The sequence below is a fragment of the Methylotuvimicrobium buryatense 5G genome, assembly GCF_000341735.1.
Lineage (GTDB): Bacteria > Pseudomonadota > Gammaproteobacteria > Methylococcales > Methylomonadaceae > Methylotuvimicrobium > Methylotuvimicrobium buryatense.
Genome location: NZ_KB455575.1, coordinates 4,930,866 through 4,944,474, shown reverse-complemented (window position 1 = coordinate 4,944,474; position 13,609 = coordinate 4,930,866). Strand labels below are relative to the sequence as shown.

Annotated in this window: 7 protein-coding genes; 2 read left to right on the top strand and 5 right to left on the bottom strand. The window is 43.5% G+C overall.

The features are described from left to right. Positions 1-901 precede the first annotated feature (901 nt). The gene (locus tag METBU_RS0122370) at positions 902-1,636 is read left to right on the top strand and encodes a PEP-CTERM/exosortase system-associated acyltransferase (protein ID WP_017842743.1); all 735 of its coding nucleotides are present in this window, start codon (positions 902-904) and stop codon (positions 1,634-1,636) included. Positions 1,637-1,818: 182 nt separating this feature from the next. Here the strand turns inward: METBU_RS0122370 and METBU_RS0122365 are convergent, their stop codons facing one another. The 3 genes from METBU_RS0122365 to METBU_RS0122355 form a co-directional block, all read right to left on the bottom strand. Further along, complete coding sequence (locus METBU_RS0122365) at positions 1,819-2,754, bottom strand: hypothetical protein (protein ID WP_017842742.1); 936 nt, start codon at positions 2,752-2,754, stop codon at positions 1,819-1,821. Between the two features lie 74 nt (positions 2,755-2,828). After that, complete coding sequence (locus tag METBU_RS0122360; RefSeq protein WP_017842741.1) at positions 2,829-5,120, bottom strand: efflux RND transporter permease subunit; 2,292 nt, start codon at positions 5,118-5,120, stop codon at positions 2,829-2,831. A gap of 189 nt (positions 5,121-5,309) precedes the next feature. Beyond that, positions 5,310-6,170 (bottom strand): ThiF family adenylyltransferase, encoded by an 861-nt coding sequence (locus METBU_RS0122355; RefSeq protein WP_017842740.1) that lies wholly within the window; start codon positions 6,168-6,170, stop codon positions 5,310-5,312. 768 nt (positions 6,171-6,938) lie between these two features. Here METBU_RS0122355 and METBU_RS0122350 point away from each other — a divergent pair. Continuing rightward, positions 6,939-7,793 carry a PEP-CTERM sorting domain-containing protein gene (locus tag METBU_RS0122350; RefSeq protein ID WP_017842739.1) on the top strand — a complete coding sequence of 285 codons (855 nt, stop codon included), beginning with the start codon at positions 6,939-6,941 and terminating at the stop codon, positions 7,791-7,793. Positions 7,794-9,225: 1,432 nt separating this feature from the next. Here the strand turns inward: METBU_RS0122350 and prsT are convergent. Together prsT and METBU_RS27015 are read right to left on the bottom strand one after the other, a co-directional pair. Continuing rightward, positions 9,226-10,923: an XrtA/PEP-CTERM system TPR-repeat protein PrsT gene (prsT, locus tag METBU_RS0122345; RefSeq protein WP_175421691.1), complete on the bottom strand. Its 1,698-nt coding sequence runs from the start codon at positions 10,921-10,923 to the stop codon at positions 9,226-9,228. Between the two features lie 930 nt (positions 10,924-11,853). Beyond that, positions 11,854-12,018, bottom strand: a complete 165-nt coding sequence (locus tag METBU_RS27015) for a PD-(D/E)XK nuclease family transposase (RefSeq protein ID WP_017842737.1) — start codon at positions 12,016-12,018, stop codon at positions 11,854-11,856. Positions 12,019-13,609 lie beyond the last annotated feature (1,591 nt).

The window sequence follows — 13,609 nt, the reverse complement described above, 5'->3', positions numbered from 1 at the left end:
TCAGGCGCTCCCTCGCAGAGCGTCACAGCCATTAAGTTACCTGATTAGCAAGATGCTTCAGCTTGCTAATCAGGTAACTGTCCGAGCAGTGGCCAGTCGTAGCCACTTCTGCGGGACGGGTTATTTAACCCGTCCCCAACGTTTCGGTTTGCCCTAAACATTTCGGCTAACTTCGGCCAAAGTCAAAACGTTTAGGACGGGATTACAAACCCCGTCCTGCTAGGGATATGCTGGTTTTTGGGCTTTAGCTGAAGAAACTTGCTAATCAGGTTAAGTTAAGCCATCACAGAAATAAGTAATGCTTGCATTCAGGCTCTAATGTGCCTCAAAAGCTTGCCATCCATGGCACTGGATCCGCCAATCCATGGCGGAATGACGGGCTTCCCTTAACTTAATGGCAGTGTCGCAGAGCGTGGGAACGATAATTGCCGGGCACTGAGTCACCCTCGTACCGCATTCCCAAGCAAAAAACTTGGCAGTCAGCAAAATCTTCACTTCGCTATCATCGCCCTGTTTCCAAGATTTTCAGAGACCTCTTCAAACGCTAGTCCACACATAGCCTAATTTAGGCGATACGTTAACCGCCTCCGATTAAGCCCCCCTTAAAAAAATAAAATAATTACCAAACCCTTTACACTACGCAAGTAAACGTTAGACTTTAACGATATTTGTATATAATCAAACAAAAAAACCGATCAATCGGCACTACAAGCAAACAGCTAGAAACAACCTTCGCATTGAAAACGAAAGAAAAATACTGTTAACTCCTCCCGCAAACCAACATAAACTTACGCGCTTTTCAAAATAACCATAAATAATAAGATTTCCCTGACTTAAGGAAGCACAATGACTATTCAGGAAATTTTATTTAATAACACCCATATCTAAGCGGAGACTGTAAATGGATAATAACGCAAAACAATCCATAGTAGACAACTTCGAGCGCTACTTTTCAGTCGAGCTGGCGGAGACTCAAGAACAAAAAAACATGGCATACGGAATTCGTTACCGGGTTTACTGCCAAGAATTTCATTACGAAAAACCGAACACAGAAGAACTCGAATATGACGAATTCGACGAACGCTCGAAACACTGCCTAATCATTCATCAAGATAGCGGATTGCCTGCCGGTTGCGTACGCCTGGTCCCGACTTTCGACAGCCGCAAAAAAGACCCATTACCCTTTGAAAAACATTGCCTGAATAGCCTAGACGAAAGCTTTATCGAACAATTAGCTCTCGACCGGCAACATGTCTGTGAAATATCAAGACTCGCTGTCGATGCCATATTCAGACGTCGTCCGGGCGAGCATGCAACCCGATTCGGCGAGCCAAGCTCGCTAGATTTTTCACGACAAGAACAGAGAACTTTTTCCCTGATTGCCGTAGCCTGCTTTTTAGCGGCCACCGTACTCACCGAAACGACCGAACGAACCAGCGTATTCGCGATGATGGAACCGTTCCTACCGCGATTGATGAACAGATCCGGCATCATGTTTCAGCGAGCCGGTCAAGATATTGACTACCATGGAACAAGAGCCCCTTACTTTATCACCACTCAATCGGCTTTAACGCACATGCACCCCGACTTGAAAGAATTGTATCAATGGATCAAAACAAGCATCATTCCTGCTTAACACGCACTGCCATAAAGTCAGCAGAAACTCGTCATTCCGCCATGGACTGGCGGAATCCAGTGCCATGGATGGCAGGCTTTTTGAGGCACAGTAGAGCCTAAAGCCAGCATTACTTATTTTTTACTCAATAACAACGCGCCTAACACTGCCACGCCATAATAAATCCTAAACATTAAAAAGGTTCACACACCGATACTTTTCAAGATACTATCCAGCGATGTCAGTCCGATCAATCCTCTAAATAAGATAAGCCCGTCCTCGACCACACCATAACATTCGTAAGTCTGAATTGACTCTGCATCAGCGGGTTGAGCTGTTTTATCGAAGTCATCAACTCGCCTAACCAAAATATTGAGTACATCATTACTCGAAATAGCCGACAATACCTTACGGTCGATACTGATTTTATGCGTGGTATAAACCATCGGCTCGTTCTCAAAATCCAATGATTCCATTTTTGCCTTCTCCAACAGCGCGCATGAAATCAAACTACATGGAAAAATCTCAGGAAAAATTGCAGTATCCGTTAAGTCATCGAAATAAAGACGCTGATCCGCCAAAGAACCGCACAGAAAATTTTTCGCATTACTGACGTTCATAAACTTACGCTTCAGAAAAAAACCGCTGGGCGTCAAAAAACTACGGTCCCGATAACGATTTAAGTCATCGAATTGGAGAGGCTCCGCGTTATTTAAAAACAACGGTGCTGAAGACTCTTTCTTATAGCCCACCAAAGCCAATTGACCGTCGGCTTTCATGCTGACGCGATGACTGAGAATGACGTCACCATTCGGATTGAATTGAGGCTTCTTGATATCAATATCAACCGCCTGCCCGGGCTTAACCGCATTAACGAAGGAAAATTGATAATTACTAAAACGTAAATTGTATTCGTCAATCAATTCATTTTCGTTAGTACCTTGCCGGTAGCGCACAAACTCGTGCTCGATCATCGACTCCAATTGAAACCCCAAAGCGATCGGCCCTTTAAACGGATTATTCCGAATCCGCCGCCAATATTCCGCATCGTGAAATAAATTAAAATCGTCGGTGGCATTACGGACGACATCGATGTGGATCTGTTGAAAGACCCTGGGGTTAGCGGCAGTATGTAACATTGAGAATAGTTTTCCCTTATCTGTCTATAAATCAGCGTAAGACGAACAACTCGTAATCGCAAGTAACGATCAATTTACTTCCTATCCAGACACATTAAAATGGGCGGGAGGAATAACAAATCCATGTACAAAGCAATTCCTATTGTAATTGCCGTTAATAAACCCATATCCGAATTCACTGTAAAATGTGAAAAACTCAAGACAGCGAACCCACTAATTAAAACCACCGAAGTGACCCACATAGCACTGCCTACCGTTGAAAAAGCATAACGCACCGCATCATCACAGGAGGCCTCTCGCTCAACCCTAGCATGACGATATTTACTGATGAAATGCACAGTATCATCGACGACAATTCCCAACGTCATTCCGGTCACAATCGACAAACCGAGCCCAACATTCCCATCTATCAAAGCCCAAACGCCAAATGCAACACCGGCAGGCGCTAAGTTTGGCACTAAGCTCAACAAACCTAATTTAAACGACCGAAAAGCGCCAACCAAAATGAAGGAAATCAACACCAATGCCAACACCGTCCCGCCCATCATGCTGACAATATTCCGCTTGCCAATATGAGAAAACATTAAAACCGGGCTAGCGACTTCGGCATCTATATCAGGCATATTAGTTTTTAACCAATTATGCAAACGCGATTCTACGACTAACATTTCATTTGAGCTCAGGCTTTTCAATGTTGCAATCATCCGAGTTCCGGATTTATCGATGTTAACCTGATCATTTAAATCTAAACCGTACGGCAAGGACATTTCATACATCAACAAATATTGTGCCGCCAAATCTCGTGCAGCCGGCAACTTATATTCATCCTGACTACCGTCGTGCATATTCTGATTCAAACGCTTAAAGGTATCTGTAATACTATTTACATGCAACACTTCGGGCTGTTGCTGCAACCATTGACTCAATTGTTCAACTTTTTCCAAAACAAGGGGTTCATTCAAGCCGCCTTCTTCACTGACCGATAAAGCAATCTCGATAGTATAAAACCCGCCCATTTCTTGATCAAGAAAATCGGTAGCGCTCCTAAATTCGATCGTTTCATCGAAATACTTGACGAACTCGTCATTCAACTCATTCAGCGTCACCATTGCCGTCAATGTCAGCACCAATCCACCGTTGACTACCAAAAGAAACTTGGGCCGTCTAATTACCCATAGTGCCAATTTATCCATCCAATTTTGTTTTGATGCATCACAGAGCTTTACCCGCACAGGCAAAATCATCATTATTGCGGGCAAGATAGTCATTGTTAACAAAAAGGCAACGAGTACCCCGCATGCCACAATATTACCCAAATCCCTAAAAGGCGGCGCATCGCTAAAATTCATGCTTAAAAACCCGATCGCAGTTGTAACGCTCGTTAACAACATGGGCTTAAAATTGATTTTCAAACTATTTAACAGTGCTTCTTTTTTAGCCTGCCCCTGCCTCATATTCTGAAGCATCGCCACTAAGAGATGAACACAATCAGCCACAGCCATTGTCATGATAATGGTAGGTGCCGTTACCGATACCGGTGTAATCGGCCAACGCAACCATCCGAAAAAACCCATAACCGCCAATAAGGAAAAGATGATAAGCAAAATCGAACCGAAGGTTGCGCTAAAGGAGCGCAAGGAAAGTAGCAATACCAATATAATCATGCCGTACATAATCGGCGTCATCTTTTGACTATCAGCCAATGTCGACTCGACAAACGCATTATTCATCATTACCATGCCGGTCAAATGAATCTCAAGCTCCGGGTACAAAGTCTTAATTTCCTCGGCCATGCCTCGTGCCGCCGCCGCCACCTCAGTAACCTCCATTGGGTCTAATTCGGGTAACTGAACAGTCACATTCACACCCGCGACATGCCCCTGTCGAGACACCAAACGGTTTACTAATAAGGGTTCATTGAGCGCGATCTTTTTAATTTCGCCTAAGTCGCTAGTACTGATAGCACTGGGATCCAGCACTAAATCAGCAACGACCAACTCGCCATCCGAGACACTCGTGTGTTGAAAATTAGTAATCGAATCGACTCGACTCGAAAATGGCAGTTGCCATGCTTTTTCGGTTAATAGCGCAATTGCCGACAACACCTCCGGAGTAAAGACATCCTTACCGGACGGCGCGATTACAAACAAGACATTGTCGCTTTTGTTATAAGTCGACTGAATTTTATCGAACGCCAGCAATTGAGGATTGTCTTCGCCGAATAAAGACCGGTAATCGTTATCGAACGTCAACCGAGGCATCCCTAGCGCCGAAATAAGCACGATAACAAAACAAAGCCCTACCGTTATCCAAGGACGCTCGACTATAAACAACATAGACCGCGATACGCTTGTGTCATTGCGCATGCTCAACTTCTCCTAAACATTTTAAAAAACGAACCGATTAATCAATTGCTTCTACTAAAGGCCTATACCCGCCGGGAAACAGACTTCAGAGCCTTGGACAGCTTAACGCAAATAGTAATCTTCATTTGGGCATGGCGTAATATTTCAACGATACACAATAGATTAGTCGAAACTGAAAACGCCAATACATCATTCCACCCCAAGCAATTGTTTCAGCCGCCAAAACATCAAGCGCTGCAACGGATTACGATTGCCGCCGGGTCGCCAAGTTTTTTTCAACTGATTACGATAGGCATCGAAATGCAAACCCCAAGGCGCACAAATAACATCGCCTCGATTTAGTAGAATCTTCAATACATTCGTACAAGCCACACCAGCAGCCAACTCAATACCCATCGGCGTCGACGGCACTTTTTTCTTCAAAAAATTCACTGAAGTCCGCTCTACTAAGTATTTCCTTTGCATTACAGTCGGCGATACGCCGATTACAAAACGCATGATTTGCTCTTCAAACGAATAACCATCCAGCGCAAAATATTGCTCGAAACTCATTTTCCCGGGCATAAACACCAGCATCGCCGTCCCCATACCCATCGGCGCGGCGGTAATCGTCGGAATCCCCAACTCATAACAACGCGCGAATACGGCACGCCGAATTTCCAACGCAAAGATATCCAAACTATCAACGTAAATATCGATATCCTTTAAAAAGTCGTCCAGATTTTCAAGCGTAATGCCTTGCTTGAAATTGACGATTTCGGCCTCCGGGTTGATATCTCGAATCGTCCGTTCCATGACTTCCGATTTCGGTTGCCCCAAAGTACTCATGGACGCGCCGTATTGGCGGTTAAAATTGGCAAGTTCGAAGGTATCCAAGTCGGAAATATGGAAACGACCTATTCCCATCCTCGCCAATACAATCAAATGACTCCCTCCGACACCACCTAAACCGCCGACAGCAATTTTTTTATTTTTTAGCAGCTTGAATTCTTCTCGCGTCACCCAACCGATATTGCGGGAAAAAGCTTCGTCATAATTGAATTCGACCATAATTATCCCCTATTTCCCCTCATCATTCGCCTCGCGACAAGGCTTTGTCAAAAATTTTTACAACTTAATACAGCTTAAAATATAGTTCGTCAGATTTAATCTCGGAAAACGTTACTATTCAGCCCCCCCCCCCCCCCCCCGGCAATTAGCGTTCCCACGCGCTGAGTGGGAACGCTAATGGGATGTAAATAATTACCGGAGAACAACCTGACTTCATTTCACAGCCCCTCAGTAGTTAGCAATATTGCCTTGTATCCAAGAAAGCTTATACCTAGAAAGAGCACTTCACCATTAAGAATATGAAGTTAACTCAATAATTTGTTATACGTTTGTATTTTGTATAGGGCTTTCGTTAACCAAAAAGATTAGCGAGAATACTTAGGTAGTGTCTTGAAATCCCTTATGAACTTCATTTGCTTCATAGTTAAAATACCGAATTTAAGCTAAGGGTTTTAACGCAATTTATCCTTAGTATAGCCTAGAAAACCAATGTCAAAATTTTTTACAATCCTTGCCTTATCCGAAAGAAATTGCAGAAAGCCACCTTGTCTTTAAAAGAAAACTTGCTTTGATTTACGACATTCCGCCTGGAATTCATAAGCAGCAAAGGACATATAGCCCATTGATTATATTAAAATTTAAAATCACACAGCCGACACACTCCTTAAATAAACTTAGTAAAACACACAACCCTTAGAAGATGATGGCATAGAAAATGCTTATTTTATTATGCAATCACAACCTTTATTCATTTACCGGAGATTCTTAATGAACACTTTAATCAAAACCTTAGGAGCGGGCATCTTAGCGGCAACTTCTACAGCGATAACCGCGGCTCCGATGGAGTGGTATGTTGACGTCCTTGTAGATCATGGCGGTTCTTTTCCTGAAACAAAAGTCAACCCCACCAGTACAGGCATTAAAGATCAAGCCGACATTAGCTTTCAATCACAAACCCTAGTGAACACAACTAATCCAGGCTCATTGACTGTGGGCGATACGATCGTGACTTATGCCGGTCTTATTGCCGCATCCACAAACATAACGGCACAATCTTACAGCAACAACTTATTTACAGCTTTACTGCCTACAATACCTGACAGCGCAAACAATCGTTTTGGAGATGCATGGTATCTCACTTTCCGCACCACTAATTTAAGCGGCGTGATATCAGGTCTAAGCGATCCGTTGAGACCGGAGGTCTCCTATTCTTCGGGCACCATTGAACTGCTGTTTTCTACAGATTTGGCTAACTGGTCGAATTTTATGAATTTAAACGTCATTAGCAGCACTTACGACACCGCCAACAATTTAAATATTGTGGGAAATATTGATTTCACCGGTGTCGATACCACTTACTCCAGCCTATTCCATAAGGTCGACGGTATATCTTTTTATGACAATTGGCTTGATGGTGATGCCAATCCAATTAGCTTTTCGTTAGACCAAAACTTGGGTGCACCCACCATCACTCCAATTGACGCTAACACAATTAAACTCAGCGGCACTCACGGCGCTCAACTGTACTTCAATACAGTACCAGAACCAGCAACTTTAGGACTATTAGGCATGGGAATGCTTGGCCTTGGCGTAGCAAAACAGCGCAAAAAATTAAAAGCGTAACAATAAAAATATTGTCTTAACGCCGCCATATTCCAGCGGCGTTTTTTTTGGCATTAGAGCATTAAGTATCGAAACAAGAAGGGTTAGGCTCATTTAATATTTTAACCCTTACCAAGAAACGTTTCGAGCATGACCGAAGAAATCAAAACGTTGGATCCGGGCTAAATAACAGGGTTACCGCATTTAACTTTTTATTTATCGTTAAATCAATGCACTAGAAATTCTCGCTCCATTTCAAGATATTTTTAACGCTTGTAGCTTATTGATTCCAAGGAACTTTTATTTTTAATGTACTTACCCTGGGTTAAACAACCCGTCCTGCAGTGGCCTTGTGATACAGGCAAAGTATAAAAACCCAGAGAAAGATGCTTGACCATGATTGTCCATCGCGCAAAACATCAAAAGACGATAATCGTTTAGAGGCCGGCTAGACTGTAAAATTTTCTGACACCATATAAGGAAAATTCGCCTTCTCACGAACCGGCTATGCCCTGCCTTGCCCAAAATCACGATGACATCATTGTTAATCCTATCGATTGGCCAATAATTTCATGTTTGCCTACCTATCAAGGCAACAATGCTCGCAAACCATCCTTCGATTCACATCCTTTTGACCACAAGACAATTAGGCTAAATAAATTCTGACCGACGGGGCTTCCCACTTAAGGCGCATAAGCATCTACAAATCTTTATCATTTAAAATCATGTTGTTATAAAGTTTCTTCTGGTTTTTTATTAAGATAACGACTAAAAATTGAAGTTTTTAGTCTACTTTTTATCCTAGATCACAGAAAAATTAACTTAACTAATTGTTTTATAAAGCTGAAAACTTGTGTAGATACCTATGCTTAAGGCGGGACAAAAGCACTAAGGATTAACCGTTCACCCTGAGCCTGTCGAAGGGTGGACGGTTAATCCGCCTAAGGTTCGACAGAGCTCTCCTGAGCGCAACCGAAGGGCTCACCACGAACGAATTAACCTTAAACTGTCCCGCGTTCAGCGAGTAGCCACTGGCGGTAAATGCGGAATTGTTTTTTTCATAAAATCACAGCAAGGTGTAACGCGCACCATGAGCTAAATTAACCCAGCAACGTTACACATACTACCGATTCATTCGCTGAAAATCGTGGAAACGGAGCGTTAGCGAAGTGAAGATTTTTAGTCCCCGATAGCCGTAGCGCCGGGTGTTTTGCCGGAGTCTGCGCGAATAGCGCAGGCGGAGGCAAAATACAAGGCATCGCGACACGGCGTAAAGCCATTTGTGGGAGTGCTACGAAGCCGCATCGAGTTTACGATGATGTGGCGTAGTGGCACGGACGCAGGGCGAATCGGGGCCGCCGAAGGCAATAATCGCCAAGTCATTTTTCGCTGCTGAAATCGGACGGACCCCATTTCAGCTTTCGCGAAAAATCTTGGCGCGCTTGTAATGCTCTTAATTACCTTTTAATTGCCCCAGCATTTCAATCGCCCGATTTTTCGAATCGAAGGCTTGATCGACTTGCGTTATCGCCTCTAGTAATTCGACAGCCCGCTTCTTATCGCCTTTTGCGACAAGAGCTTCGGCTAGATGAAATTTGATATTAGGATCATTGGGCTTTAAGTCTACCGCTTTTTCCAATAACTCTAGCGCTTTTTGAAATTCTCCTCGCTTTAACAATATCGCGCCAAGCGTATCGGCGATCTCTGCTGAATTGGGCGCTGCTTTATAAGCGCTTTCCGCCATAGCAAGTGCCTCCGATTTGTTTTGCTGATGATATAACCAAGCCAGGTTATTCAATGCCAAAGGATTTTCCGGCTGTATCGCCAAAATAGCCTGATAATGTTTTTCAGCCTGCCGTAAGTTGCCTTGTTGCTGCAAAATGTTGGCTAAATGAAAGTGCGCTAAGAGATTTTTATCGTCTTTTTTTAACTCGTCATTCAACAACTTTATTGCGTCGGCTTGTTTTCCCTGAGAATTTAATACCGCAACCATCAACTCGAGCAACTTCGGGTTAGGTCGCGCTTGATACGCCTCACGGTATGCCCCATAGGCTTGATCGAATTTCTTTTGGGACAGAAAAATATCCCCTTCAATTGCTTTGTGCAACTTCGTTTCAGGCGATAAATTGGCAATACTTTGAGCAACTTTCATCGCTTCATCATAATGCTTAACCCTTATTAACAAATTCGCTTTTTGAACCATCAACTGCAAATTTTCGGGCGCCGCCGTTGAAGCCTGATTCAACAGGGCTAAGACTTCATCCGCCTTATCCGGTTGTCTCGACAAATAATTCGCCAACATTATCCGGTGCTGAATGTCTCGTTCGTTTTGTGCGATGATTTTACGTAGCGTCTGCTCCGCCTCAACTGCCTGATTATTTACGATATACGCGCCTGCCAACAAGGACAAAGCGGTGGGGTGTTCCGGATAACGAACATTCATCTCCTGCACCAACGTCAATACTTTTTCCGGCTGCTTCTGTATTCCATACAATCGCGCCAAACTCGACAGCAGCCTCGCTTCATCTGCAATTTGACCTTTGACGTTCCCAAGACCTTTGATCAGTGCTTTTTCCGCTTCATCCAGATTTTTTTCTTTATTCGCTATTTCGGCTAGTAATAAATAAGGCGAAACGGTTTTTTTGTTTACCGCAATTGCTTGACGAATCCGTTCTTTGGCTTGCTGCGGCCTTCCTTCGTCAAAGTCTATCGAGGCAATACCCAGCAATGCCGCTTGATTTTTTGGGTCGAGACTCAAAGCCTTGTTAAAGCTTGCCGATGCCGCTTTGCGGTCTTTTTGATAAAGCTCTATTGTTGCCCTGAGAATATAGGCTTGCACGATATCCGGCTGGCGCTTGATGAGCGATTCTACCTGACTGTGAGCGCTATCGAATTGTTTTTGCCTGATTTTTTCTAAAATTTCGGCAAACTCTTTTTTGATGTTTTGTTGCTGTGTTTTTTCAAAGTCCTCCGGGCTCAACATTAAACTGCTTGGCTCGTCAAACATGGATTTTTTATCAAGAACCGTCAGAGGATCTTTATCTAGTTCATTGAGGTCGTAAGTCGCCGCAATACTATTTGAACTTGCTATTAATATAGCAATACTAAAGCAATGCTTTGCTTTAGTTAAAACCAATTGATGTTGACTCATAAATATATACCTTTTCAATTTTAGGGAACCGTAAGTTATTTTATAGCAAGAAACATGGAGCTTGATATCAAGCAAAAACCAAGACTCCTTTTGTTGCTGGCCTTGGCCGGCTTGGGGTGATTTATCGTTCCCACGCTCTTGCGTCACTGCCATTAAGTTAAGCCGTTCGTGGTGAGCCTGTCGAACCATGGACGGCTTAACTTATCGACCCAGGATTTTTCCATTCACCCTTCGACAGGCTCAGGGTGAACGGAAAAATCCTTAATTTAATGGCAGTGACGCTCTGCGTGGGAATGCCTGAGTACCGCTCCAGCGGTACGAGACGCTAGAGCGTCTCGGTCTTCGTTCCCACCCTGGAGCGTGGGAACGATAGGGGGAGGTAAATAATTACCCTTAGTTGCTGGCCTTGGCCGGCTTGGAGTGATTTTTTTGATTTTCTTCCCCTTCTCCATGACTAAACAGATCTGAAGCGCTGTAAAATTTTCTGACACCAAGAGAAAAATGAGCAAAAAAGGGGTCAGGTTTATTTAATAATTTACCCCTTGCCAAGGACCACTGCCATTAAGTTAAGGGAAACCCGTCATTCCGCCATGGACTGGCGGAATCCAGTGCCATGGATGGCAAGCTTTTGAAGCACATTCGATCCTGAATGCCAGTATTACATATTTTGTGACGGCTTAACTTAATGGCAGTGCTTGCCAAGGGACCCGCTCTAAACACTTCGAGTATAGTCAAAGTAAGTATTCAGACCCCGTTGGCAAATTACTGCAACTCAGGCTTATTGTTGGCATCCCCCTTTGAAAAAGGGGGATTGAGGGGGATTTATTTAAAAAATCTCCCCTAGCCCCTCTTTTTCAAAGAGGGGAACTGAATACTTACTAGCCAAAGTATACCGGATCATTTAGAGCATACCGAAACGTTCGGGTCGGGTTAAATAACCCGGAACGCCGAGTAGGGGGTTTTCAGCTCAACTTCGGCTACCCGGTCCTCTTCGGAGACAATGGCATTGATCAACGAGATCAGCAGGTCTTTGTTTTCTTCGCTGCCGAACAGTTTTTTGAAGGCTAAATCGACTCGGGGGTTTATTCTGCACATGGTTTTTCGCTCTAAGTAAAAAACGTTAAATTAATAATTTACTCCTGTTTTCCTTTTTTCTTGAAAGTTTAGGCTGCGCGTCCCTTTGACCGACTATTTAGCTTTGCAACAGAACTGAAAGCCAAATTACAAGCACTTGTTTAAACATACCTGATTAGCAAGTTTCTTCAGCTAAAGCCCAAAGATCAGTATATCCCCTAGCAGGACGGGATTCGCAAGCCATGCGCGTCAAGCTAAAAACGGCCAACCCACATCACGCTATTTCCCAAGCTCCAAAGACTGTGAAAGTATTCAATATTATAAAATAACCATGAAGAGCATGAAGAATTAGATTGTTGATTTTATAGGATTTTTCTTCATTGTCTACAAGGTTAATAAATTTTATTATGATGCATTCATCAATACTTTCACAGCCTCTCCAGCTTGGGAAAGACACCCCGGAAGCTCCAGCATCCTGAGACCGACACAACCTCCGCACATTCTGAATCAAACCCGACTCGCTCGTTCAATCTTTCTTGATTTTCGGGAAGCTAGAGCTTCCTGAACAGGTTACCCAAGCTAGAGCTTGGGTAACAGCATATTTTAGTTTTTGCGACTAAGACTGATCCTTGCTCGGGAAAAAGGGGTCAGGTTCATTTAATCATTTACCCCTTTTGTCAAGGGACCCGCTCTAAACGTTTCGAGTATAGCCATAGCTTACCGAAAAGTTGGGGACGGGTTAAATAAGCCGTACTCAAGGTCTTAAAATAGAGGCCACGCATAAACATCCAGTGAAAATGCCAAGCCAAGTTTCCTCCAGCACGCAAAACATCAAAAGACGATAATCGTTTAGAGGCCGGCTAGAGTGTAAAATTTTCTGACACCATATAAGGAAAATTCGCCTTCTCACGAACCGGCTATGCCCTGCCTTGCCCAAAATCACGATGACATCATTGTTAATCCTATCGATTGGCCAATAATTTCATGTTTGCCTACCTATCAAGGCAACAATGCTCGCAANCCATCCTTCGATTCACATCCTTTTGACCACAAGACAATTAGGCTAAATAAATTCTGACCGACGGGGCTTCCCACTTAAGGCGCATAAGCATCTACAAATCTTTATCATTTAAAATCATGTTGTTATAAAGTTTCTTCTGGTTTTTTATTAAGATAACGACTAAAAATTGAAGTTTTTAGTCTACTTTTTATCCTAGATCACAGAAAAATTAACTTAACTAATTGTTTTATAAAGCTGAAAACTTGTGTAGATACCTATGCTTAAGGCGGGACAAAAGCACTAAGGATTAACCGTTCACCCTGAGCCTGTCGAAGGGTGGACGGTTAATCCGCCTAAGGTTCGACAGAGCTCTCCTGAGCGCAACCGAAGGGCTCACCACGAACGAATTAACCTTAAACTGTCCCGCGTTCAGCGAGTAGCCACTGGCGGTAAATGCGGAATTGTTTTTTTCATAAAATCACAGCAAGGTGTAACGCGCACCATGAGCTAAATTAACCCAGCAACGTTACACATACTACCGATTCATTCGCTGAAAATCGTGGAAACGGAGCGTTAGCGAAGTGAAGATTTTTAGTCCCCGATAGCCGTAGC

What these genes read in the sequence shown, in the direction of transcription:
- METBU_RS0122370 (WP_017842743.1), top strand. Translation starts at nt 902, where the DNA reads ATGGATAATAACGCAAAACAATCCATAGTAGACAACTTCGAGCGCTAC.
- METBU_RS0122365 (WP_017842742.1), bottom strand. Translation starts at nt 2,754, where the DNA reads ATGTTACATACTGCCGCTAACCCCAGGGTCTTTCAACAGATCCACATC.
- METBU_RS0122360 (WP_017842741.1), bottom strand. Translation starts at nt 5,120, where the DNA reads ATGCGCAATGACACAAGCGTATCGCGGTCTATGTTGTTTATAGTCGAG.
- METBU_RS0122355 (WP_017842740.1), bottom strand. Translation starts at nt 6,170, where the DNA reads ATGGTCGAATTCAATTATGACGAAGCTTTTTCCCGCAATATCGGTTGG.
- METBU_RS0122350 (WP_017842739.1), top strand. Translation starts at nt 6,939, where the DNA reads ATGAACACTTTAATCAAAACCTTAGGAGCGGGCATCTTAGCGGCAACT.
- prsT (WP_175421691.1), bottom strand. Translation starts at nt 10,923, where the DNA reads ATGAGTCAACATCAATTGGTTTTAACTAAAGCAAAGCATTGCTTTAGT.
- METBU_RS27015 (WP_017842737.1), bottom strand. Translation starts at nt 12,018, where the DNA reads ATGTGCAGAATAAACCCCCGAGTCGATTTAGCCTTCAAAAAACTGTTC.